The organism is Halonatronum saccharophilum DSM 13868 (assembly GCF_000517025.1).
GTDB classification, from domain to species: Bacteria; Bacillota; Halanaerobiia; order Halobacteroidales; family Halobacteroidaceae; genus Halonatronum; species Halonatronum saccharophilum.
Genome location: NZ_KI912095.1, coordinates 542,382 through 567,031, shown reverse-complemented (window position 1 = coordinate 567,031; position 24,650 = coordinate 542,382). Strand labels below are relative to the sequence as shown.

21 protein-coding genes, 1 tRNA gene and 1 other RNA gene are annotated in these 24,650 nt (G+C 34.1%); 21 read left to right on the top strand and 2 right to left on the bottom strand.

Annotated features, from left to right (window positions below; all coding sequences use genetic code 11):
• Positions 1-48: 48 nt before the first annotated feature.
• The 18 genes from HALSAC_RS0109990 to HALSAC_RS17090 all read left to right on the top strand — a co-directional run bounded on the left by HALSAC_RS0109990 (position 49) and on the right by HALSAC_RS17090 (position 18,551).
• Positions 49-801: a PHP domain-containing protein gene (locus HALSAC_RS0109990; protein ID WP_245579455.1), complete on the top strand. Its 753-nt coding sequence runs from the start codon at positions 49-51 to the stop codon at positions 799-801.
• Between the two features lie 325 nt (positions 802-1,126).
• Positions 1,127-1,990: an RNase adapter RapZ gene (rapZ, locus tag HALSAC_RS0109985; RefSeq protein WP_027340150.1), complete on the top strand. Its 864-nt coding sequence runs from the start codon at positions 1,127-1,129 to the stop codon at positions 1,988-1,990.
• 12 nt (positions 1,991-2,002) lie between these two features.
• Entirely contained in the window at positions 2,003-3,244 is a 1,242-nt protein-coding gene (locus tag HALSAC_RS0109980) for a gluconeogenesis factor YvcK family protein (protein WP_027340149.1), read from the top strand.
• Positions 3,245-3,392: 148 nt separating this feature from the next.
• Positions 3,393-4,328: a DNA-binding protein WhiA gene (gene whiA / locus HALSAC_RS0109975; protein WP_027340148.1), complete on the top strand. Its 936-nt coding sequence runs from the start codon at positions 3,393-3,395 to the stop codon at positions 4,326-4,328.
• 498 nt (positions 4,329-4,826) lie between these two features.
• Positions 4,827-5,864 carry a sugar-binding transcriptional regulator gene (locus HALSAC_RS0109970; RefSeq protein WP_027340147.1) on the top strand — a complete coding sequence of 346 codons (1,038 nt, stop codon included), beginning with the start codon at positions 4,827-4,829 and terminating at the stop codon, positions 5,862-5,864.
• A gap of 94 nt (positions 5,865-5,958) precedes the next feature.
• Positions 5,959-6,954, top strand: coding sequence for a type I glyceraldehyde-3-phosphate dehydrogenase (gene gap, locus HALSAC_RS0109965; RefSeq protein ID WP_027340146.1), 996 nt, complete (start codon positions 5,959-5,961; stop codon positions 6,952-6,954).
• Between the two features lie 135 nt (positions 6,955-7,089).
• Positions 7,090-8,265 carry a phosphoglycerate kinase gene (locus tag HALSAC_RS0109960; RefSeq protein ID WP_027340145.1) on the top strand — a complete coding sequence of 392 codons (1,176 nt, stop codon included), beginning with the start codon at positions 7,090-7,092 and terminating at the stop codon, positions 8,263-8,265.
• Positions 8,266-8,773: 508 nt separating this feature from the next.
• Positions 8,774-9,529 (top strand): triose-phosphate isomerase, encoded by a 756-nt coding sequence (gene tpiA, locus HALSAC_RS0109955; protein WP_027340144.1) that lies wholly within the window; start codon positions 8,774-8,776, stop codon positions 9,527-9,529.
• A 27-nt stretch (positions 9,530-9,556) separates the two neighbouring features.
• Positions 9,557-11,098, top strand: a complete 1,542-nt coding sequence (gpmI, locus tag HALSAC_RS0109950; RefSeq protein ID WP_027340143.1) for a 2,3-bisphosphoglycerate-independent phosphoglycerate mutase — start codon at positions 9,557-9,559, stop codon at positions 11,096-11,098.
• 135 nt (positions 11,099-11,233) lie between these two features.
• Positions 11,234-12,517, top strand: a complete 1,284-nt coding sequence (gene eno / locus HALSAC_RS0109945) for a phosphopyruvate hydratase (protein ID WP_027340142.1) — start codon at positions 11,234-11,236, stop codon at positions 12,515-12,517.
• A gap of 317 nt (positions 12,518-12,834) precedes the next feature.
• Positions 12,835-13,059 (top strand): preprotein translocase subunit SecG, encoded by a 225-nt coding sequence (gene secG / locus HALSAC_RS0109940; protein WP_027340141.1) that lies wholly within the window; start codon positions 12,835-12,837, stop codon positions 13,057-13,059.
• Positions 13,060-13,195: 136 nt separating this feature from the next.
• Complete coding sequence (gene rnr, locus HALSAC_RS0109935) at positions 13,196-15,325, top strand: ribonuclease R (RefSeq protein ID WP_027340140.1); 2,130 nt, start codon at positions 13,196-13,198, stop codon at positions 15,323-15,325.
• Positions 15,326-15,431: 106 nt separating this feature from the next.
• On the top strand, positions 15,432-15,896 hold the full coding sequence (gene smpB, locus HALSAC_RS0109930; protein WP_281172342.1) for an SsrA-binding protein SmpB: 465 nt from the start codon (positions 15,432-15,434) through the stop codon (positions 15,894-15,896).
• A gap of 87 nt (positions 15,897-15,983) precedes the next feature.
• Positions 15,984-16,343: a transfer-messenger RNA gene (ssrA, locus tag HALSAC_RS16880) on the top strand.
• Positions 16,344-16,357: 14 nt separating this feature from the next.
• Positions 16,358-16,433, top strand: a tRNA-Trp gene (locus HALSAC_RS0109925).
• 236 nt (positions 16,434-16,669) lie between these two features.
• A complete protein-coding gene (locus tag HALSAC_RS0109920; RefSeq protein ID WP_035571595.1) occupies positions 16,670-17,083 on the top strand; it encodes a bacteriohemerythrin in 414 nt (137 codons plus the stop codon).
• A 137-nt stretch (positions 17,084-17,220) separates the two neighbouring features.
• Entirely contained in the window at positions 17,221-18,324 is a 1,104-nt protein-coding gene (locus HALSAC_RS0109915; RefSeq protein WP_027340137.1) for a GerAB/ArcD/ProY family transporter, read from the top strand.
• 89 nt (positions 18,325-18,413) lie between these two features.
• On the top strand, positions 18,414-18,551 hold the full coding sequence (locus HALSAC_RS17090; protein WP_156924172.1) for a hypothetical protein: 138 nt from the start codon (positions 18,414-18,416) through the stop codon (positions 18,549-18,551).
• An 85-nt stretch (positions 18,552-18,636) separates the two neighbouring features.
• Here the strand turns inward: HALSAC_RS17090 and HALSAC_RS0109905 are convergent, their stop codons facing one another.
• Entirely contained in the window at positions 18,637-19,047 is a 411-nt protein-coding gene (locus tag HALSAC_RS0109905) for a putative ABC transporter permease (protein ID WP_027340136.1), read from the bottom strand.
• Positions 19,048-19,641: 594 nt separating this feature from the next.
• Here HALSAC_RS0109905 and HALSAC_RS0109900 point away from each other — a divergent pair.
• Entirely contained in the window at positions 19,642-20,832 is a 1,191-nt protein-coding gene (locus tag HALSAC_RS0109900) for an SPL family radical SAM protein (RefSeq protein ID WP_027340135.1), read from the top strand.
• A gap of 37 nt (positions 20,833-20,869) precedes the next feature.
• A complete protein-coding gene (locus HALSAC_RS15630; RefSeq protein ID WP_051412170.1) occupies positions 20,870-21,088 on the top strand; it encodes a hypothetical protein in 219 nt (72 codons plus the stop codon).
• A 166-nt stretch (positions 21,089-21,254) separates the two neighbouring features.
• Here the strand turns inward: HALSAC_RS15630 and HALSAC_RS0109890 are convergent, their stop codons facing one another.
• Positions 21,255-21,932, bottom strand: coding sequence for a VanW family protein (locus HALSAC_RS0109890; RefSeq protein WP_051412169.1), 678 nt, complete (start codon positions 21,930-21,932; stop codon positions 21,255-21,257).
• Positions 21,933-22,375: 443 nt separating this feature from the next.
• Here HALSAC_RS0109890 and HALSAC_RS0109885 point away from each other — a divergent pair, with 443 nt between their 5' ends.
• Complete coding sequence (locus tag HALSAC_RS0109885; protein WP_027340133.1) at positions 22,376-24,385, top strand: S8/S53 family peptidase; 2,010 nt, start codon at positions 22,376-22,378, stop codon at positions 24,383-24,385.
• Positions 24,386-24,650: the final 265 nt, after the last annotated feature.

Here is a 24,650-nt window from a genome sequence, read left to right as displayed (position 1 = left end):
AATTAAAAGTCAGCAATCTGATCTTTTTGATTTTTGTATTCTAAAGGGGTGAATCTTATTATTAAAGTATTTGCTGATTATCATACTCATACCCTGTATAGTCATGGTAAGGGGAGTATTAAAGAGAATATAGAGGCTGCAATTTCTAGGGGGCTAAAGGAGGTCTGTATTTCTGATCACGGGCCAAGGAGCCATGGTTTTAAGAGATTAGGTGTTAAGGAGCCTGAGGTTTTGTTAGAGGTTAAGAAGAAGGTAGAAGGGTACAATAGAGTATATCCTGAGATTGAAGTCCTGGCTGGAGTAGAGGCCAATATTATAGATTTAGAGGGGAATATTGATATTCCAGATTATATAATAAAAGAACTTGATCTGATCTTGGTCGGTCTTCACCTTTTTATTAGACCACCCGATTTAGAGTTCTTTTCTAATGTCATCTGTGATAACCTAGTTACTGAAAAGTTAGGTTTTAAAAGAGAAGTTATTAGAAGGAGAAATACTGAGATTATAATCAAAGTTTTAAGGAAATATAATGTAGATATTTTAACCCATCCAGGGTACAGAGTAAATATTAATACAAGGAGGTTGGCTAAAGTAGCAAAAGCTGAGGGGACAGCTTTAGAGATTAATGAGAGTCATAGCTATCTAAGCGAAGAGATGGTCAAGGTAGCGGCAAAGGAAGGAGTCAATTTTGCTTTAGGAAGTGATGCACATTCACCTAGAGATGTAGGCAAGGTTGATAAGGCTTTAGCTCTAGCTAAGAGAGTAGGATTGAGGGCGAATGATATTATTAATGTGGAATAATAAAGCATAGGTTTATTACTAGGAATCAAGAGATATTGTTTTTATGGTTTTCACGGAGAGTCAGAAATATAAAATCAGTAGCAAAATTATCTTTAAGAGCTAATAGTTTTATTGATTCCAGATTCCTATTTATTACATACAGAAGTAAGCAACTGGTTGTTATCTTAGCCTTAAAATGATATGATTGTAGTATATTATTTAGAATTATAATTAATGGTTAAAATTTTTTGAATATGGAAAATATAATAAGTTGAAATTTTGTTTTTAATTTTAGGCTGGAAGCTAATATTTAAATGCTGACAGCTAATATAGAGAGGTGAAAGGGATGGAAAAGAATATGGAGGTTGTAATTGTAACAGGAATGTCAGGAGCGGGTAAGTCTGAAACTATTAAGATATTAGAGGATCTAGGTTTCTTTTGTGTCGATAACCTACCTCCCGTTCTAATATCTAAGTTTGCTCAATTATATCAGCACTCCAAAAATAAAGAGATGCAGATTGCTTTAGTTATTGATATTAGGGGAAGAGACTTTTTTGGTAGTTTATTTGAAGAACTTATTACTTTAGAAGAGATGGGGATTAGTTATAAGATTATTTTCTTAGAAGCAGAGACGGAAGCTTTAATTAATAGATTTAAACAGACTAGAAGGAGACACCCTTTGGCCCCAGAGGGAAGGATTTCAGAGGCTATTAATGTAGAAAGAGGTAAGTTAGAAAGGCTGAGAAATAGAGCCAATATAATAATTAATACTACTAAACTTAAGCCAAAAGAGTTAAAGGAGAAGGTTAGAGATAAACTAATTAGTGATAAAAAAGAGATGGACTTAAGCATATCTATATTATCCTTTGGATTTAAGTATGGGGTTCCAGTAGATGCAGATTTAATGTTTGATGTTAGATTCTTGCCTAACCCTCATTATATAGATGAACTTAGACCACTAACAGGAGAGACAAAAGAAGTTCAAGATTATGTTCTTAAGTGGCCTATTACAAAACAGTTTAAGGTTAAACTTTTTGATTTAATTAATTTCTTATTACCAGAGTATATAAAAGAAGGTAAGAGTCATTTGACTATAGCTATTGGTTGTACAGGTGGGAAGCATCGCTCTGTTACCTTTGCTGAGAAATTATATGAAGAGTTAGAAGAGAAGTATAATCTTTTATTAGAGCATCGTGATTCTGATAAGTAAAGGGGGCGGAAAATGGAGAAGATGAAGTGGCTTTATCCTGGGTTGAAATTTAAAAGGTGGGTAGTAGTAATATTTTTAGGGGCTCTTCTGTTAAGTATCGGAATTTCTTTTGCTATAGGGCTAGAGACCTTAACAATAATAGATAGCGATTTGACAGGGATATCTCTTATTATATTAGGGATAATTTTAGTTTCCCTAGGAATTAAAAGAATGCTTGCCTCTATTTATGAGGTTTTATTACCGAATAAGGATGAGGAACTGGTGGACCTCTTATATCAAAAGCGATATCGGAAGAGGGGGCCAAAGATTGTGGTAGTCGGTGGTGGAACTGGTTTGTCAACTATGTTACGGGGGATTAAGAAGTTTACAGATAATATAACAGCTATTGTAACGGTAGCTGATGATGGAGGTAGCTCTGGAGCTTTAAGAAATGAATTGGGTATCTTACCACCAGGAGATATTAGAAACTGTTTAGTTGCTTTAGCTGATACAGAGCCTTTAATGGAGAAGTTATTTCAATATCGTTTTACTGAAGGGGATGATCTAAAAGGGCATAGTTTTGGAAACTTATTTATAGCTACTATGTCAGAGGTCTTAGGAGATTTTGAAGAAGCTGTAAAGGAATCAAGTAAAGTTTTAGCGATTAAAGGTCAGGTTCTTCCTTCAACTTTAGAAGATTTAAGGTTATCAGCTAGGCTTGATAATGGAGAGTTGATCAAAGGTGAATCTCAGATTCCTAAGGTGAGAGGAAAGATTGAAGAGGTATTTATTCATCCCAAAGATAGTAAACCATTACCTGAGGCTTTGGAGGCTATTAAAGATGCTGATGCTATTATCTTAGGACCAGGTAGTCTTTATACAAGCGTACTACCTAATTTATTGGTAAGGGATTTAACTAAGAGTATAAAAGTATCGCCTGCTGCAAAGATATATATATGTAATGTTATGACCCAATTAGGAGAGACTGATGATTACAAGGCTAGTGACCATATAGAGGCAATCTATGATCATGTTGGCCCAGGTATAGTCGATTATATTATTAGCAATAATGAATTAATAGATAATGAACTTTTAGAAAAATATGCCCAAGAAGGTGCAAAGCCTGTAAAGGTGGATTGTGATAGGCTCAAGGAACTTGGAGTAAAGATTATTGAAGGTGGAGTAGTAGATCAATCAGATTTGGTCAGGCACGACCCAGAGAAGTTGGCCCAGGTTATTATTGAGTTAATTTTGAATATTAAAGAAGAGGACTAGTGTGCAGTTGAAGTCTCTAAAAACCTTTGTATCTAAAGTTCTTAGAATTTTAATTGTACCACCCAGCCATGGGTTGGGTATAAAAATCACAAAAACCGTATCCACTGTAAACTATAAACTGTAGACTAAACAAAAAGGTGTGGTAGAGATGTCTTTTGCTGATGATGTTAAGAATGAAGTAGCTAGAAAAAGTTATAGTAGGGATTGTTGTAGATTGGCTGAGTTGGCATCTTTAATAAAGTTGAATGGTAGTTTGAAGATAATTAATAGAAATTTAGCTTTAAAGTTAAAGTGTCAGAATGCAGCGGTAGCTCGGCGAATTTATAAATTATTAAAGGATCAGTTTAATTTCTTTACTGAGATTGTGGTAAGAAAGAAGATGTACTTAGATAAGGGGAATTATTATATAATAAAAGTTCCTCCACAAAAGGGTGTTAAAGAGCTTCTCTTAAATTGTGGTTTAATATATGAAGGATACTCATTAAATTACAGAGTTAAGGAAGAATTTAAGAAGAAGAGGTGTTGTAGAAAAGCATATCTAAGAGGTTTATTTTTAGGTGGAGCTTCAGTAAATCACCCAGATCATAGCTATCACTTTGAACTATTAGTTAATAATTATGATTATGCTCAGGATTTAAAAGAGCTATTTTCTTACTTTGATGTAGATATCAAATATATAAAAAAAGAGGGAGGGTATCTACTTTATTTAAAGCGGGCTGATGATATTACAAGAGTTTTAAATATAATTGGGGCTCATTCTTCTTTGTTGAAATTTGAAAATACTAGAGTCTATAAAGAGGTTAGAAATAGAGTTAATCGTTTGGTTAATTGTGAGACAGCAAATTTGAATAAGACAGTAACTGCAGCTCAGAAACAACTAGAGGACATTGAGTTGATAGATACCTATAAGGGAATAGAAAAGTTAGCTCCTAGCTTAAGAGAAATTTCTATTTTAAGAAAGGAGAATCCTTATGCTAGTATAAAGGAGTTAGGTGAGTTGTTAGACCCTCCTTTAAGTAAATCTGGTGTTAGTAACCGCCTAAGGAGGATTAAAAAGATTGCTAAAGAGATCAGGGGGAGTTAAAGAGTAATTTACAATTTACAATTAAAATCAAGGTCAAAGGTCAGGGGGTAATAAGAGACAGAGGAATATTTAAAATTGGAATCGCACGAGGAGTTTTTGCTTTTTAAAACCATAGGGTAGAACCCTGTTTCTGCCCTTTATATATGCTATTGGTTATTGAGTAGCGAGGAATCGAAAATAAAAAATATTTTTCTTGCAGGAATATATGTTTTTATGTATAATTAGTATAGTGAAGGGTTAATCGATCTGCTATGGAATTTTTTTGTCAAAATTGGGACAGAAGTAAGTTGGTAGGGTATATTTATCCCGGTAACTATTTTAATCTTTCTACTATACATATAAAGAAGTATTTTTTACCAATACATATCTTGATTGAAAAGAATATTTGAAGTTAAGTTGCTTATAATACTGGATAAAGCACCTTATTTTTTGAAAAGAGTGGGACAAAAAAAAGATACCAGGACAAAAATGTCCCATTCGAAAGTTGAGGGATACTTGATGGCAGATTATCTAAAGTTGCAAAAGAGAATAGCTCCAGAAATTTTTAAGGTTATTGAAAGAAGATATGAAATTCTCAAGTTAGTAGAGAGGCTCCAACCAATTGGGAGGAGATCGTTGGCCCAAGAGCTTGATTTGAGCGAAAGAACTATTCGTAAACATCTAGATTTTTTAAAAGATAAGAAGTTCATCGATACAACAAGCGCAGGAGCAGTAATCACACTAAATGGTGGGAAGATGTTAAGGGAATTGGAGTTGTTTATAAAAGAGCTAAAAGGTACAAGTAAGTTAGAAAAGAGGTTAGGTAGTTTTTTGGCAATGGAAGTTCATATACTTCCTAAGAGTATTAATTCTACTCAAGTCAAAGAGGAGTTGGGGAGATTTGCTGCTTATATCTTGAAGGATATGATCTCCTATGGTGAGGTAATTGCTGTTACTGGTGGAACTACTTTATCTACCTTAGCTGAAGCAATGACTCCTGTAAGCAAGAATTTAAACATTACTGTAGTTCCTGCTCGTGGGGGTTTAGGAGAAGAAGTTGAAATTCAATCCAATACTATTGCAGCTAAGATAGCTAAGAAACTGGGTGGTGAATACTACCTATTACATACTCCAGATAATCTAAAGAAAGAGACAATTTCAACCTTAATAAAAGAACCTTCTATAAAAAAGGTTTTGGATTTGGCTAAAAGAGCTGATGTTTTGATACATGGTATAGGTACCGCTCAAGTGATGGCTAAAAGAAGGGGAATGCCTTTATCTGAGATTGAAAAGTTAAAGAAAGCTGGAGCTGTAGGAGAGGCTTTTGGTTATTATTTTAATCAAGTAGGTAAGATTGTATATTCAACTGAAAGTGTTGGATTAAAATTATCTGATTTGGCTAAAATAAAGAAGGTAGTTGCTATAGCTGAAGGCAAAAACAAAGCAAAAGCAATTTTGGCCTCTGTATCTAAAGATTATCAGGATATATTGATTGTAGATGAAGATGCTGCTATGGGTATTTTGGAACTTATTGATCAAGAAAATAAGGTTAACTAACTATTGGTTAGTAAGATAACTAATAGTTAATTATAAAAGCTTAAAATTTTGTTTTTAATTAAACAAATAAATTAAAAAATGGAGGGATTTAATAATGAGTAAGAAAATTGCTATTAATGGATTTGGAAGAATTGGTAGAGGTTTTTTAAGATTAGTTGAGTCAAGAGGTGAAGATTTTGAAATTGTTGCTATTAATGATTTAACTGATGTAGATAATTTAGCTTACCTACTAAAGTATGACTCTGTACATGGTCGTTTTGATGGTACAGTAGATATTAGTAATGGTAACTTAGTAGTTAATGGTAAGGAGATTGAAGTTTCTGCTATTAAGGATCCAGCAGAATTACCATGGGCTGAAAAGAATGTTGATGTAGTTATCGAATCTACTGGTGTATTTAGAAAGAAATCTCAATTAGAAAAGCATTTAGAGGCTGGAGCTAAGAAAGTATTATTAACTGTACCAGCTAAAGATAAAATTGATAACACTATTGTACTAGGTGTTAATGATGATGATTTATCTGATGATGATAAGATCGTTTCTAATGCATCATGTACAACTAACTGTTTAGCTCCTTTGGCAAAAGCATTAAATGATGAGTTTGGTATTGAAAAAGGTTTAATTACTACAATTCATGGTTATACTTCTAGCCAAGCTATTTTAGATATGCCATTTGCTAAGAGAAGAAGAGGTAGAACTGCTGCTGAAAATATCATTCCTACTACTACTGGTGCAGCTATTGCTACTACTAAAGTATTACCAGAGTTAGATGGTAAGATTGATGGTATGGCAATGAGAGTTCCAGTTCCTAATGGTTCTTGTGTTGATGGAGTATTTACTTTAAGTAAAGATGTTACTGTTGAAGAAGTAAACGCTGCTCTTAAAGCAAAAGCAGAAGGAGAAATGGAAGGCGTATTAGGTTATACTGAAGAAGAGTTAGTATCTAGAGATATCATGGGACAATTTGAATCTTCTCTAGTTGATGCTAAATCAACTATGGTTGTAAATGGTAATATGGTTAAGATTATTTCTTGGTATGATAATGAACTAAGTTATACTAATAGAGTTGTTGATTTAGCTAAGAGACTTTAATTATAGTTTAAAATTTTAGGGTCAGATTAAGTTCTGACCCTGAAATAATTATATTATAAAGTTTAAATATTATATTAATCTTTGGGATTAAATCTGATTGTTTTTAGATTTGAATTTAACTTTGGGGGTGTAGTTATGAATAAGAAGACTTTAAAGGATATAGATGTTAAAGGTAAAAAGGTTTTAGTAAGAGTTGATTTTAATGTTCCAATGAAGGATGGTAAGGTAACTGATGATACTAGAATTGGAGCTGCTTTACCTACAATTAATTATTTGATTAATGAGGATGCTAAGGTTATTCTTATGTCTCACTTAGGTAGACCTAAAGGTGAGGTAAAAGAAGAGTTTAGACTAGATTCTGTTGCTCAAGTTTTATCTGATAAATTAGAAAAAACTATTATTAAGACGGACACTACTGTTGGAGAAGAGCCTGAGAAAGCAGTTGCTAATATGGAAGCAGGAGATGTTTTATTATTAGAGAACACTAGGTTCAATGCAGGTGAGAAGAGCAACGATGCAGAATTTGCTAAAGAATTAGCTAAGTTAGCTGATGTTTATGTAAATGACGCTTTTGGTGCTACTCATAGAGCTCATGCTTCAACTGAAGGTATAACTCATCATGTTGAAGAATCAGCTATGGGCTTCTTAATTCAAAATGAGCTAGATGTAATGGGTAAAGCTGTTAAAAGCCCAGATAGACCATTTGTAGCTATAATCGGTGGAGCTAAGGTCTCTGACAAGATTGCAGTTATTGAATCTTTATTAGAGAAAGCTGACTCTTTGATTATCGGTGGTGGAATGGCAAATACATTCATCGCTGCTCAAGGTCATCCAACTGGTGATTCTTTAGTTGAGACTGATAAGATTGATCTAGCTAAGGAATTAATGGAAAAAGCAGGAGATAAAATTTTACTTCCAACTGATGTTGTAGTTGCTGATGATTTTGCTGCTGACGCAAACAATAAAGTAGTTGCAGTAGATGGAATCGAAGATGGGTGGCAAGCTCTTGATATCGGTCCAGATGCTATTGCTAAGTTTGAAGCAGTTCTTAAAGAAGCAAAGACTGTAGTTTGGAACGGGCCAATGGGTGTATTTGAGATGGATGCCTTTGCTAAAGGTACTAATCAAGTTGCTCAAGTATTAGCTGATCTTGATGCTATGACAATTATCGGTGGTGGAGATTCTGCTGCTGCTGTTAATAAAGCTGGATTAGATGGTAAAATGACTCATATATCTACTGGTGGAGGAGCTTCCCTACAATTCTTCGAAGGAAAGCCATTACCAGCGGTAGAATCGTTAAGTGACAGATAAATTAAATAGAAATTATACTCATAGAGTATAGTAATGTTGCTTCTAGTCCGAAGTACACGAGCTGCCTTGCCTTTTAGGCAGTGAGAGAGGCGTTAAGTGATAGATAATAGGAAATATTAATGTGACTAATTCTGTTTGCTAATGTCAATATATATTCCGAAGTACACGAACTGCCTTGCCTTTTAGGCAGTGAGAGAAGCGTTGAGTGACAGATAATCTAAGTAGAAATTATACTCATGTAGTAACGTAATGTTTCTTCTATTCCGAAGAACACGACTGGTTTTGCACTTCAAACCAGGAGGGAATCGTTGAGCGACAGATAAATTTTAATTTATAACGCATAGTCTACAATGGCTTTTTGTATACTATGCGTGATACATACTGATAATAACAGTCTATAGTATAAGGTGTATAGCTTATAGCTAAAATATTTTATTTTTGAAGATTTTCTTCTTTAACTGTACACTGTAAACTGTATACTGCAAACTAACAAAACGGAGGGATTTTTGTGCGCATACCTTTAATGGCAGGAAACTGGAAGATGAATAAGACTGTTGATGAAGCAGTTGCTATGGTAAATGAGCTAAAGGGTCTAGTAGCTGATGCAGATGATGTAGATGTTGCTATCTGTGCTCCAGCTGTTAACTTATATGCTATGAATGAAGTGGTAGAAGGAAGTAATGTGGATTTAGGTGCTGAAAATATGTACTGGAGAGATAGTGGAGCTTATACTGGTGAGCTTTCTCCAGCTATGGTCAAGTCAGTAGGATGTAAATATGTAATAGTAGGCCACTCTGAAAGAAGAGAGATCTTTGGTGAGAATGATGAATTATTAAACTTAAAGTTAAAAGCAGCTATAGATAATGATTTAACACCAATTCTTTGTATTGGTGAGACATTAGAAGAGAGAGAATCTGGAGTTTTATTTGAAAAGATTAAATTTCAATTAGCTGCTGGGCTTTCTGGAGTTCAAGCAGAAGCTGTTAAAGATATGGTACTTGCCTATGAACCAATCTGGGCTATTGGAACTGGAAAGACTGCTACTCCAGAACAAGCTGAAGAGATAATCAAATTTATTAGACAGACTATAGCTAGTATGTATGATGCAGAAACTGCTCAAAGTATTAGAATTCAATATGGTGGAAGTGTTAAACCGCATAATGTAAAAGAGATTATGGCACAACCTAATATTGATGGTGCTTTAGTTGGGGGAGCTAGCTTGGAGGCAGAATCCTTCTCTAAAATTGTTAACTTTAATAAGTAATAAATGATAAAGAAAGGGGAAATATAAATGAATAAACCAAAACCCTTAGCTTTAATTATATTAGATGGATTTGGACTTAATGATAAAGAAGAGGCAAATGCTATAAAAGCAGCTAATACGCCTAATTTTGATAAATTGTGGGAAGATTATCCGCATGCTGTTATAAATGCTGCTGGAGAAGCTGTTGGTCTACCAGAAGGTCAAATGGGTAATTCAGAGGTTGGACATTTGAACTTAGGTGCTGGTAGAGTTGTATATCAAGATTTAACCAGAATCTCTCTAGCAATCAAAGAAGGTGATTTCTTTGAAAATGAAGTCCTATCAGAAGCTATAAAGAAGGTTAAGAATAATAATTCTGCTTTGCACCTATTAGGATTACTATCTGATGGTGGAGTTCATAGTCATAATAAACATCTATATGCTTTGTTAGAGATGGCCAAAAAAGAGGGGCTAGACAAAGTCTATGTCCATCCTATTTTAGATGGTAGAGATGTACCGCCATCAAGTGCTAAAAAGTATGTAAAAGAGTTAGAAGCCAAGATAGAAGAGATAGGTGTAGGTGAAATTTCAACTATAGGTGGTCGTTATTACTATATGGATCGAGATACTCGTTGGGAGAGAACTGCAAAGTCCTATAATGCTATGTGTTTAGGTGAAGGGAAGAAAGCTAGTACTGCCCTTAAAGCTATAGAAACTTCCTATGCAGATGATAAAACAGATGAGTTTGTCTTACCTACAGTTATAACTGATGAAAATGGTGAAGCTATTAACAGAGTTGGAGATAATGATTCTATCATCTTCTTTAACTTTAGACCTGATAGAGCTAGACAGTTGACTAGAGCATTAAATGATAAGGAATTTGCTGGTTTTGATCGAAAAGTACATCCAGATGTTCATCTTGTATGTATGACTGAATATGATGAAACCATCGATGCTCCTATAGCTTATCCGACAACTGAACTTGTCAATACCCTTGGTCAAGTCTTAGCAACCAATGGTTTAAAGCAGCTAAGAACTGCTGAAACTGAAAAGTATGCTCATGTTACTTTCTTTTTCAATGGTGGCAAGGAAACACCAAATAAAGGAGAAGATAGAGAGTTGATTCCATCACCTGATGTTGCTACCTATGACATGAAGCCAGAGATGAGTGCTTATGAAGTAACTGATAATCTATTAGCTAAGATGGAAGAGAAGGATTATGATGTTATAATCTTAAACTATGCTAATCCAGATATGGTTGGACATACAGGTGATTTTGATGCAGAGATCACAGCTGTAGAGGCTGTAGATGAATGTTTGGGTAAGGTTGCCGATGCTATCTTAGCTAAAGGTGGAGGTCTTTTAATTACAGCAGATCATGGTAATGGTGAACAGATGGTTGATTATGATACAGGTGAGCCTTTTACTGCTCATACAACTAATCAAGTTCCGCTTATTTATGCTAATGATAATCATAAGGATGCTAAGCTTGTCAATGGTGGTAAGTTAGCAGACTTTGCTCCAACAATGCTTAAGTTATTGGGAATTGATGTACCTAAAGAGATGACAGGTAGTCAATTAATTAAATAATCTTAATTGTAATTAATGACTAGTGATTAGTTATAGTTACTAGGAGTTAATAGATATAAGGTTTAAGTTCATTGAAGTTGAATTTAAACTTGAAAGTAAAACCAAATCAAATAAAATGTAGGAGGTAGTTAAGAGATGTTTGAAATTAATGATGTTATCGCAAGAGAAATTCTTGATTCAAGAGGTAATCCAACTGTAGAGGTAGATGTTTACTTAGCAGGAGGAGAGATGGGTAGAGCTGCAGTTCCATCTGGTGCTTCTACTGGAGAGAATGAAGCAGTAGAGTTAAGAGATGGTGATAAAGATAGGTATAGAGGAAAAGGTGTATTAAAAGCTGTTGATCATGTAAATGAAGATATTGCACCTGAAATTATTGGTTTAGATGCTAGAGATCAAGTTGGAATTGATACTTTAATGATAGAACTAGATGCAAGCAAGAACAAAGGTAACTTTGGTGCTAATGCTATCCTAGGTGTATCTATGGCAGTAGCTAAAGCTGCAGCTAATCAATTAGGACTTCACTTATTCCAATACTTAGGAGGAACTAATGCTAAAGAGCTTCCAGTACCTATGATGAACATCTTAAATGGTGGAGAGCATGCTGATTCTGCAGTAGATGTTCAGGAGTTTATGGTTATGCCTGTAGGTTTTGATACTTATAGCGAAGGATTAAGAGCTGGAGCTGAAATTTTCCATGCTTTACATGATATCTTAGCAGAACGTGGAGATGTAACTGCAGTAGGTAATGAGGGTGGATTTGCTCCTCGTGACCTAGATGGAACTGAAGCTGCTATCGATACTATCTTAGATGCTATCAAGAAAGCTGGATATACTCCTGGTGAGGATATTATGTTGGCCCTTGATGTTGCAGCTAGTGAATTATTTGAAGATGGAGATTATAACTTTAAACGTGAAGGTGTAGTAAGAACTACTGACGAAATGGTAGATTTCTATGCTGACCTAGTAGAGAAATATCCAATCTTATCTATTGAAGATGGATTAGATGAAAATGATTGGGATGGTTGGGTTAAACTAACTGAAAAAATTGGAGATAAGGTTCAAATAGTTGGAGATGACCTATTTGTAACAAATACAGAATTCCTTTCTAAAGGAATTGAAATGGGCGCTGCTAACTCTATTCTAATCAAAGTAAATCAAATTGGTACATTAACTGAAACTCTTGATGCTATTGAGTTAGCAAAGAGAAATAATATGACTGCTGTAGTATCTCATAGATCTGGTGAGACTGCTGATGATACTATTGCTGACTTAGTAGTTGCTACTAATGCAGGTCAAATCAAGACTGGTTCTGCATCTAGATCTGATAGAATGGCAAAATATAACCAATTATTAAGAATTGAAGAGACTTTAGGTGAAACTGCACAATATAATGGTTTAGATAACTTTTATAACCTATAAAAATATAAAAAGGTGTAGGTCTTAAGACCTGCACCTTTTTTATCTAATTTAATATTAAAAAATATTAGTAAATATTACTTTTTTAGAGACTCTAAATAACTTTATTACTAGTTATGAGTAATCAGTGAAATTAAGAAGATAAAACTTCTTATGAAAAATCAAATAGATATAATCTATTGCTAATGGGCATAGAAATGAGGTTTTGAACTTGCTTATCACTCATAACTTGTTACTCATTACCAGTGATTCAATTGCTTTTTAAGGCAACTTATGTTAAAATGATAATGTTATTTTCTAATATAGGGGGTGCGTTGTGGGTGGTACTTCTTAAAGTGCTTCTTGTTATTGTATCATTTGTACTGATTGCTGCAGTATTATTACAGTCAGGAGAAGGTTCTGGAATGGGTGCTCTTACTGGTGGTGGAGCTGCTCAATCCTTTGGAGGTAGTGGAAAAGCTATAGACAAGCTGTTGTCTAAGATTACTATAGCTTCTTCTATTTTATTTATGCTATTGGCTTTGATAATTGCTGCAGTCCAATAATCTTAAATATAGAACTCTTAGTTGGATAGTGATCTGACTGAGAGTTTTCTATATTTCACAAGAAATACATATTTATTTCTTCTTTAAGCAAAATAATAAGTAAGCTAAGATTAAAAAATTAGAAGGGAGTGGTAGAATGAATATTAAAAAGGTTATATTAAATTTTATGAAAGAGGAAGCTTATAAACCATTGACTGCAAGTGAATTATTAGATGTTTTTGAGATTCCTAAGAATGAAGAAAAGATGCTTTTAGACATATTAGATGATATGGAAGAGAAGGGCTTAATTATTCGTAATAGGCGTGATTGTTATGGTGTTCCTGAAAGAATGGGTATGGTAGTAGGGAGGTTACAAGGAAATGCTAAAGGTTTTGCTTTCTTAATACCAGAAAAGCCAGATATTGAAGATGTTTATGTTAATTTAAAGGATTTAAAGGGTGCTATGCATAATGATAAGGTAATTGTTAGAGTAGCTAAAAATACTGATGGTAAGAAGCTATCTGGAGAGGTTGTTAGGATATTAGAAAGGGCCAACACCAAAGTAGTTGGAAATTACGATCAGAGTAAGAATTTTGGTTTTGTAGTTCCAGATGATAATAAGATATATCATGATATTTTCATTCCAAAGTCTCAAACTTCTGGGGCCAAGGATGGTCAGAAGGTTGTTGCCGAGATAACTAGATGGCCAGAGGAGCGAAGAAATCCTGAAGGTAGTATAGTTGAAATCTTAGGAGATAAGGGAGATCCTGGGGTAGATATAGAAGCTATAATTAGGAATTTAGATCTACCTGATGACTTTCCAAATGCTGTTAAAGAGGAAATGAAATTAATTGATGATTATATACCTGAAAGTGAAGTGAAGAGAAGAAGAGATTTAAGAGAACTTAGGATGGTAACTATCGATGGAGAAGATGCTAAAGACTATGATGATGCAGTATCTTTAGAGATCTTAGATAATGGAAAGGCTAGGCTAGGTGTACACATTGCGGATGTAACCTATTATGTCAATGAAGGAAGTGCTTTAAATAGTGAAGCTTATAATAGAGCTACCAGTATATATTTAGTAGATAGGGTAATTCCAATGTTACCTGAAAAATTATCTAACAACTTATGTAGTTTGATCTCTGGTGTTGATAGGTTGGCAATGACAGTCTTTATGGACTTTGACCTTGAGGATGGAAACTTAGTAGACTATGAGATAACTGAGAGTATTATAAATGTAAACCATAGGCTGACTTATACCAAGGTCAATAGAATGTTAACAGATGGTGATGAAGAGTTAATAGAAGAGTACAAGGATGTAATTGAAGACTTAAGAGTTATGGAAGAGTTGGCAGCAAAGATTCGAGAAGCACGCTTTGATAGAGGGAGTATCGATTTTGATTTCCCTGAGTCTAAGGTTATTTTAGATGATGAAGGAAGGCCTATAGATATAATTAAAGTTGACCGTGGTGTTTCAGAGAGAATTATTGAGGAGTTTATGATTAGAACCAATGAAGTTGTAGCAGAGAGTGTTTACTATCGAGAGATACCATTTATTTATCGGGTTCATGATACGCCTAAGATGACTAAGTTAGAGAATGCTAATGCCTTCATCCATAACTTGGGATACAGTATTAAGGGGTTAGGAGATAATCTACATCCAAAGGCTCTACAGGATCTACTAGAGGAGGTTAAGGGTAAAGATGAGGAGAGAGTTGTAAATACTGTTTTGTTAAGAAGTATGCAACAGGCCCATTATAGCCCTGAAAACATTGGACACTTTGGTCTTGCTTCAAGGTGTTATTCTCATTTTACATCTCCTATTAGAAGGTATCCAGATCTTACTATTCACCGTGTTATTAAAGAGGTTATCAATGAGGGTTATATAAATGAAGAGAGAGCAGATGAATTACAGGAGACTTTATATAGAATCTCTGATCATTCTTCTGTACAAGAACGCAAAGCTATGGATGCCGAAAGAGAATCTGTAGACTTGAAGATGGTAGAGTATATGCAAGATAAGATCGGTGAGGTTTATGATGGAATAATAAGCGGTGTAATGTCTTTTGCTTGTTTTGTTGAATTAGAGAATGGGGTAGAGGGTATGGTACATGTGAGTTCGCTTAGAGATGATTATTATCATTATTATGAGGACAAACATGCCTTTATTGGAGAAAGAACCGCCAAAGTCTATAAATTAGGAGATAAAGTTAAGGTTAAAGTTAGAAGAGTTAACTTAGATGAGAAGGAGATAGACTTTGATCTTGTTATAGAAGAAGGTTAATTCCTGATTTTTCTAGGGAAAATCTAGTTTTTTGTAATGGAGTTCTTGACATTTTACTTTAAGCTGTTATAATAATATGTGCACGTTCTTTTAAGAGGTGAAAAAAATGAGTAATAGAGTTATTGCTAGAAACAGAAAAGCTCGTCATGAGTATAATATTGAAGAGACCTATGAAGCTGGAATTGTACTTCAAGGTACTGAAGTAAAGTCGATTCGAGCTGGTAGGATTAATGTTAAGGACTCCTTTGCTATAATAGAGGATGGGGAGGTCTTTCTTTATAACCTTCATATATCTCCTTATAAACAGGGTAATAGATTTAACCATGACCCAGAAAGGGTTAGAAAGTTACTCTTAAATAAGAGGGAGATTAGGAAGTTGATAGGAAAGACTAAGGAGAAGGGATATACCCTTATTCCTTTGAAGTTCTACTTTAAGCGTCAGCTTATTAAAGTGGAGTTGGCCCTAGCTAAGGGTAAGAACCTGTATGATAAGCGAGAGGATTTGAAACGTAAAAGTGCTAAACGTGATATTGAACGTGCCTTTAAGGATAATAACTTAGGCAGATATTAATATCTTGTAAGAGGGATCTCTGATTGCTTTTAATCTTAGCATTTTTAACTATTATTTAAGATTGATCAAAGAATCTCTAAAAACTTTGGGGGTGTAACTGGTACTCGACCTGCAAAGTAGCACGGAGACAGCGAGTCGAGATTGCTATTAATCTCGTAAACTAATAGCAAACTTAAAATTATCTGCAAACGATAATAATTACGCATTAGCTGCTGCGTAAGCACCAGCTACGTTTCTAGTTGCTTTGTCTGTGAGTAGTTAGAAATGTCATAATCAGCAGACTACCCTTCCTTTGAAGCTTGTAAAAGGATGTGGAAATTAACAAGCTAGCATTTTAGGGTCCTGCTTGTAGGGGTCTAGGATGCGAATAAAAAATACAAGCTACACTCGTAGAACCTCTAGTGTACCTTTGTAGGGACGGCGGTTCGACTCCGCCCACCTCCACCAAAATTTTATACTGTACGGGAATAGCTCAATTGGTAGAGCACTGGACTCCAAATCCAGGTGTTGCGGGTTCAAGTCCTGCTTCCCGTGCCAACTTTTATTTAGAGGGATTATATATCGCTCTTTTTTTATTTTTTGTGGGAAAATAGGGATTAAAATCAAAGGGTTCCAATTGCGAATTAATATATGATCTAAGTTTAAAGGGTAATAATTCTTTATTGTCTAGTCAAGAAAAGCATAAATATAGCAAGTGATTATTATAGTTATATTATTAAAAGTAAAGGAATTATATGAAGGTAGTAGAATTAAATAAAAGGGAGGTGGAATTAGTGCCAATTATATGGAGAAAGAGTTATGAGACAGGAATTGAGGAGATTGACAAGCAGCACCAAGAGATATTTGATCGGGCCAACAGTCTGATACAAATCAACAAAAATTTCGGGATAAAAGAAGGGGTTGAAGAGGCTGAAAGGGTGATTGATTTTTTAAATGAATATATAATTACCCACTTTAGCGATGAAGAACAACTACAACTAAAATATGATTATCCTGAATACAGGAATCATAAAAATTCACATAATAAATTTATTCAAAAAATTGAAGAATTCAATGTTGATTTCAAAGAAGGTGAAAATACTTTAACTAACTTATCTAAACTAAATGCATTTGTACTAAAGTGGTTAATCAGACATATAGGAAGTGAGGATAATAAGCTAGCTCAATATATTAAAGACCAACAATAAAAGGTACTAAAAAAGAGAAGGTTAGACTCTTCTCTTTTTTAGTACCTTTTATTTGTATATAGACTATACTTTTTCTAATAGAAAAATAGTTATAGGACAAAATAAAATAAATAAGCCTAACAGAAGGTGTGGTAAAAATGAAAAAAATAGGAAATATAGAGCTATTCTGTTTAGTCTTTATATTTACTATAGGTAATGTTGGACTTTATGCTTTAGGTGTAGATGTAGCAGAGCAGGATGCTTGGATTGCAATGTTAGTTGCTATGGTTGTAAGTTATGGCCTGTTATGGATATATATTAAGTTACAGAGCTGTTTTCCACAGGATAATCTAGCGGATATAATCATTAAACTACTAGGCAAGGTAGTTGGAATTCCTCTAATCTGTCTTTATTGTCTATATTTTCTTTATATCACTCTACTGAATATTAGTTTACATATTGAATTTGTTCAACTTTTTCTCATACCAAGAACGCCAGTGATTATGATTTATATATTGGCGATGATTAATGTACTTTACATTATATTTTCAGGTATTGAGGTTATATCTAGGGTTGCTATTTTTAGCGCAATATCTTTTGTATTATTTATAATAATTATATATACTATGGTATTTGCTTCTGGAGTTGTAAATATAACCAATATACAACCGATATTGGGTAGAGGTTTAGGACCTGTCCTTGATGCAGCTATCCCTGATTTGATGATATTTCCCTTTGCTGATATGGTAATGTTTTTAACTATTTGGAGATATGTTAATGATAAGAGGGCGATTTTCAAACTATCTATAGCAGGGATGACTTTAGGGGGGATAATAATTAGTTTATCCTTGTTTATAATGGTGGCTACTTTAGGAGTAAGGTTATCTAATATATTGACCTATGCTAATATGAAGGTTAGTGATGTAATAGATATTGGGGTAATTAATAATGTAGACATTATAGTTGTAACATTTTTGTTGACAAGTGGCTTCTTTAAGGTTGTTCTTTTTTTATATGGGGCTATTAGCTTATTAGAATGTGGATTTAAAATAAATAATAAAGTGGGAATAATATTTCCGCTTACTATTTTATTAGCTATTCTTATATATGTACCTTTTTTTGGGGGCCTTTTTCATCATTGGATAATGCATTTGCCACAGGATATTACAGAGATTATAAAGTATGTTCATGTATCTTTTCAGATGATTATACCGACCTTACTATTGATGATTGCTTGGGTTAAAAGTTCTTATAAGTCTTAAAGAGAATACTAAAGTAAATTTTTAAATAAAGAGTAACAGTATTGATTATATTGACATAGATTAGAGGGAAAGAAGGGGTGGTGATAGAGATGGAAGAGACTTATGCCCAAAGAAATCCAGGTCTTAAGCCGGGATTAAAACCAGGCCTTAAGCCAGGGTTAGGAATAGGCTTAGCTGGAATTTTACCTTTAGCCTTAGTGGTATTATTAGTTTTATCGATTTTATAACATAGAATAGTTTAGTTAAAAATTTAGAAACTAAGCCCTTTAAAGGTCTTAGTTTCTTTTAATGTTACCGAGATTATTGTATAATCTAGCTTAATCCAATATTTAGTTTAATCAGGGTTTCATAGACTCTTTCGAATAATAAACCTACTAGAAACCAAAGTGGTGCATAATCTAATCTTATCAGTCCGTGAACTGAATATGCTTTACCTGTGTAATCCCAGGGGCAGATTCCTATTGTATTTAGGAGTAGCCATCCAGTAAGATACTCGATACTAAAGATTAATAAAGTATAGATCCCTCCTCTTAATAAAAAATTATAACCTCTTATCCTTAGGTAGATAGGCTCTAGTAAGATTGCCAAACCATAGATAGGAAACATCCAGAGATAAGTCCAACCTCTAAGGTCGGGACTTCCTGCTAAAAGAGAGTTAAACCCAGTCCAAAAGATCTCCAAACACCATCCCAACATTCCATAGATAATAAATCTAATAGTCATACTGTTATTATTAGCTATTTTTGGTGAGATTATAATAAAAAATTTTGAGGTGTTATTTGAGCTGTTATAGGAATAGTGATTTATAGTAATATAGTTACCCTTTCATAATTAAAGCCAAAAGATTTTTTCACCACTAATGGACACGAATAGTCACGAATAAAAGATTTAAACAACTTAATATTAATAAATCTTTAAAATTAAAATACTGAAATCATAATAAAAATTAGTTAACCTTCATCAAAATCATAAATTTTAATAATGAACAAAATATTTTTTGACCTATATTAGTGTTAATTAGCACCCCAAGAGTATTTTTCATGGTTTATAAAAGCCATAAACCATTCATACGATCCCAATTTAAAAGGTACCTCTCGATGTTTTAAAAACCAAAAACATCTCGTGCGATCCCAATTCAAAAGGTGCTCCCTCAGGGTATGGTTTCAAAAAGCTCTTGAACTTTTCTTTTTGGTTTTTAAAAGTTGCACTTTATTACTACATGATGTTAATTCCAATAACTATAATACTATATTCCCTTGTAAATAAATCGTAATATAGTACAATATAACTAGCAAAGGATAAGGGAGGGCCAACGATATGAAGAAAGTAAGAAAGCATTACATAGACTTAAAGAGCATCTCCAAGAATAGGGGACTTGTAGGTGATCTTTTCCCTAGTAGATATAGGTTCTCTCCTTATCGGGGCTGTCAGCATGGGTGTAGGTACTGTGATGGGAGGGCGGAGAAGTACTATGTAGAAGGAGATTTTGAGAAAGATATTGTTGTTAGAAAGAATATACCACAATTAGTAGAAGAAGAGCTAAGCTCTATTAGAGAGAAGGGAATCATCTCTATTAGCTCAGGAGTCAGTGACCCTTACCATCCTTTAGAAGAAGAAGAGAGAATTGTAGAGAGGACTCTTCAGGTTATAGAAAAGTATAACCTACCTATCTCTATTATGACCAAGTCCTCTCTAATCCTACGGGATATAGATATATTGGAGCGGATAAATAAAAAATCTGGGGTTACAGTTATGGTCTCATTGACCTTCTTAGACGAATCCTTGGCCAGTTTCTTTGAGCCAAGGGCCAACTCAGTAGAGGAAAGGCTTACTGTAATAAAGAAGTTTAAAGAGAGGGGGATAGGGGTAGGCGTTCTTGCAATGCCCTTTATCCCTTATATATCTGATTCTAAGGAGAGTATGGATGAGTTTTTTTCTAAGCTTGAGGAGATTGGAGTAGACTTTGTCTCACCTGGTGATTTGACTTTAAGGCCTGGCAAGCAAAAGGAGCTATTTATGGAGGGGATAAGGGCCAACTACCCAGCATTATATTCTAAATTAAATTATTTGTATGGTGAGAATAGACCTTCGGGGATTATGAGATCCTCTTATAGAAATAAGCTTTATAAAAAGATCTATCATCTTTTGGACCAATACTCAATTTCTTATCTATTTCCTCATTCCCTTTATAAAGGGAAACTCCCCTTGTATGATGAGGTATATCTACTCTTGGTACATATGAAAGAGCTTTATTATAGAAAGGGAGTGGATGTAAAGCCTTTGGAGGTTGTTGTGAAGAGATATGTTAACTGGCTAGAAGGTGAGAGGAGCAAGTTCAATAGAAGAAGGAGCCTAAACTATACCGATCTTGAACAGGAGCTTTTATTTTTACTCCATAGTGGAGGATTCTTAGATCTAATCGGCAATAAGAAGGTGAATGAGTTCATCAAAGAGATAATCTTGGAGGAGAAGGTCTTTGATTATGTAAGTTTGAGTAATAAAGCTTAGTTTTATTAGCTACTAGCCTCTAGTTACTGATGCCCATATGGTAGAAGGGGGCAAGGTCTTCTTAATCGTTAAATCTCTGATAACTGGATCGGTACGTGAGCAGACCCTTGAAGAGACTATTGAGTATTTTAAGGAGAATATTTTAGGTAAAGGTAGATGTTATCTCCCAGAAGCTAATCGGATATACAAAGAACAGCAGAGCTATGCTAAGGAATTGATAAAGGGTCTAGAAGAAGGAGAAGTTATTAAAGGTTAATTAAAGCTATGTGCTTTGAGTTAAAGACTTAAATTCAAAATCATTAACTCTGACAAGGGCACGACTAAACCTTTGACTAAAATCTGACTAAAAGCAGTAGTCTGGAATCAGGAATCGAAAGTCAGCTTGCTGACTTTCGATTCCTCTATCCTCTATTATCTGCTATCTACTCTCCTTCCCCAACTAAAACAACTCTAGGTCGTGGGTTATAAGAATCAACTCCCAAATTTTTTCTTTCCTTTCTCCCATTAGAATATTCGATTAGTAACCAAGATTTAATGGTGATACCCTTAGTTCCTTGGATAACCACCTTCTCTTCACCCTCTTTTAACCTCTTGGTCTTTTTTTTAATTGTTGGAAAACCTTCAGTTTCTATTATCTTCTGCTTCCAAGTAACTGAAGGTGGTGGCTGTGTACCATAGAGGGCAAGGTAGAGATCATCACCAATTACCTCTCCCCAGATCAGTATTGGCCCATCTGTAGTATTCTTAAATTTCAAATCCTTATAGTCATAGGCTAAGGCTGAGTCTCTGCCTGGAGGTACATAAGGGATAGGCATTCCGTGGCTATGTCGTTCTACCACCTCTAGGTTTGAAAGTATAGCTAAGTTATATAAGGCTGAAGCTACCTTACATACTCCTCCTCCATATGTTTTAATAACTTTACTACCGTGATAAGATTCGCCCCTTCTATAGCCTCTATCAGAGCTATAAGGGCCAGCGACTTTATTAATAGAGAAGGTCTCACCAGCTTCTATAACTAGACCAGTTATCTCATTTGTCAATATATCAACATTATGGCTCTCATCTAATGGTGAGTTTGGAAAGCTCACCTTATAAGTCATTAACTTCCATGTTATCTTATTCTCTAAGGTGATCTCTCTAAAGTTATTATCTTTTTCCCAAGCAAGGTTCTTATAAATGAGATTTTGGTCATAATAAATATATTCTAAGCTTTCAGTTCTAGAAGTAGATATATTAATTATTATTCCTAAAGTTAAGCCTATTAAAATAGAAAGCTGTGATAGAACTCTCTTGCTAAAGAACAGAAGATCACCTCCTAAATAGACATTTTAAATTAAACTCTTAAATTCTTAAGTGGCACTTTGAAATTTAATTTGAATAGATAATCCTATGAAAAATAATATATAGGGCTTATATTATGTATAAGATATATTTATGTTATAAACGATTTCTTTATAACATCTTATTGAATTGAATAGAGGGATTTGAAAGTCTTTAAAGAAGCTAGGCTATAGATAAGTTTTGACTAGAGGAGGGCAGAATAATGGAGCTGTTCTATAAAAGGTTGGAGATGATAAAATTATTTTTAGTATTATTGTTTATTCTTATGTTAATAGTCACTCTACCTCTTTATGGTAAAGGTGGTGGAGTTAAAATCTTTGTTATAGATATAGATTTTAATGAGAACTTTATTGAGAAGGGAATAATCCCTGTTAATAGTAAGCTTGGTCATGGTAGTATTGTAAGCAAGATTGTTAATGAAGAATCTTCTGATTCAAAAGTGGTTAATTACGATCTGAGAAGAGAAGATGGGAGTATCAGTGAAGAGATTTATTTAAATGCTTTAGAAGAGATATTAGATTATAGTATAGATAATCCTGATGAGAGGATTTTAGTCAATATAAGCTTAGGTTTCTCTAGTAGAAGTGATAAACACTTCTCTTTAATTAGTAACTTGTATGAAGAAGGAGTGATTGTTGTAAGCTCTGCTGGGAATGATAACTCTATGGATGCTAGAGATCCTGTTGCTTTTAAAGAAGAGGTGATAGGGGTTGGAAATGCTAGAAGAAGTGGAAAGGATCCAACTTCTAATTATGGAGAATTTGTAGATGTTTCTGCTAGGGGTGATGTCAGTTATATATCTAGAATATATCTGCCAAGTGGGGTCAGTACTAATACGTATCAGACTTTAGGTACTTCATTTTCTGCTCCTAGAGTTGTAGGGTTATTGGCAAGGATATTGGAGGAAGACCCTGATTTATCTCCTAAAGAAGGGATGGAGATAATCTTAGAAAGTGCCGATCCTATTAGGGATTCTAAGTATGAAGAGGAGTTTTTAGGGGCTGGAGTTATTAATAAAAGAAAAGCTTTAGCTAAGGTAGGAGTAAATTATTTAGTTGATGATCTAGGAATACTATGGCTCTTGGGTGCTGTCTTTATATTATCAAGCCTTTATTGGGTTAAAAGAGACTCTATAGTAGGGGTATTTATAGCAATTGTATCTCTTTTAGTTATTTTTCCTACTTTACTTGCGTTAGAAGATTATCTGTTTTGGGTTATTAGACAAATTCTTGATTTTCTCGGCCTTTTAGAATGGAGCCTTGGAGACTATTTAAGCTTGATACTAGGATTTGCTTTAGTTAAAGTATTGACAAGGTGGAATACTGAACTTGTACTTAAAAGTGGTCTAGGGATGATCATAATAGCTTTGGTTTATAGTAGATTAACTTTAGATCTAAAGTGGGTTATCTTTGCCTGGACAATTATATTATTTCTTGGAGAGAGATTGCTAATTTATAAGCTAAGAAGGGCCAACTCCTTTGAGACTCTTATCTCTTATCTAGGAAGTAGATCTAAAAAGGTAGACTCTTTAGCAAGAGAGAAGATTATGGCTAATTATAAGAAAGATAAGGTGCTAGAAGAGTTATTAAGTCAGTTAGAGAAGGTTAGGTCACTAAGAAGGAGATCAGCTATAGTTAACTTATTAGCTAAGTTAGGTGATGATAGGGTCAAAACTGTATTGATGGAATTATTAAAGTCTTCTCCTAAATTAAAAGAAGAGGTGTTAAGGGCGTTGGCCCTGTTAGATAATCCTCCATTAGAGGTACTATTAAAAGATAGAAAGTTAAGTGGTTTAATTAAAGAGTCGCTATTGGCTAGAGAAAGAGGGGAAGAATTTGTTGGCGATTTATTTGCATTATTAGGAAATAGTTATAATAGAGAGCTGGTAATAGAAATCTTAAACTCTATTGGAGATGAAGAGATAATAAAAAAAGCAATTTTAGAACTTGAAAGGATAGGGAGGTTAAGCTATCAAGAAGGACTTTTAATGCTACTTGGAAGCTATGGTAAATTAGCAGAGGTAGCAATACCTACTATTTGGGAGATTATACTAGATAAAAAGAGAGAACTATCTCTGCGCTATCAAGGGATCTATACCTTGATATTAATTCTTGGAAAAACCGAAGAATTAGTAGAGTTATTAACTATACTTAAAGATAGTAAAGATAACTCTATTAGATTAGAAGCCCAATGGCTAATAGCTAATCTTTAAAGATTTTTAGCTTTAAGAGTTAATACTTGCAGGAAAGGATCTTTTTAGGTAGAATAGTGTATAGTGGAGTTGATTTAAAAGATCAGGTTTCAAGAACATCTCTAAATAAGATATTAAAGACAAATGTAGTTCTCTTTGATCAAGTCTTTTAATATTATTTGACTTGGTTTTAATTGCTAAGTTTTAGAATGAGTTAAATTTTGCTAAAGCTTAGTAAAATGATCCGAAGCTTAGTTTCCATATACTCTTATTTGAATAAGGAGAT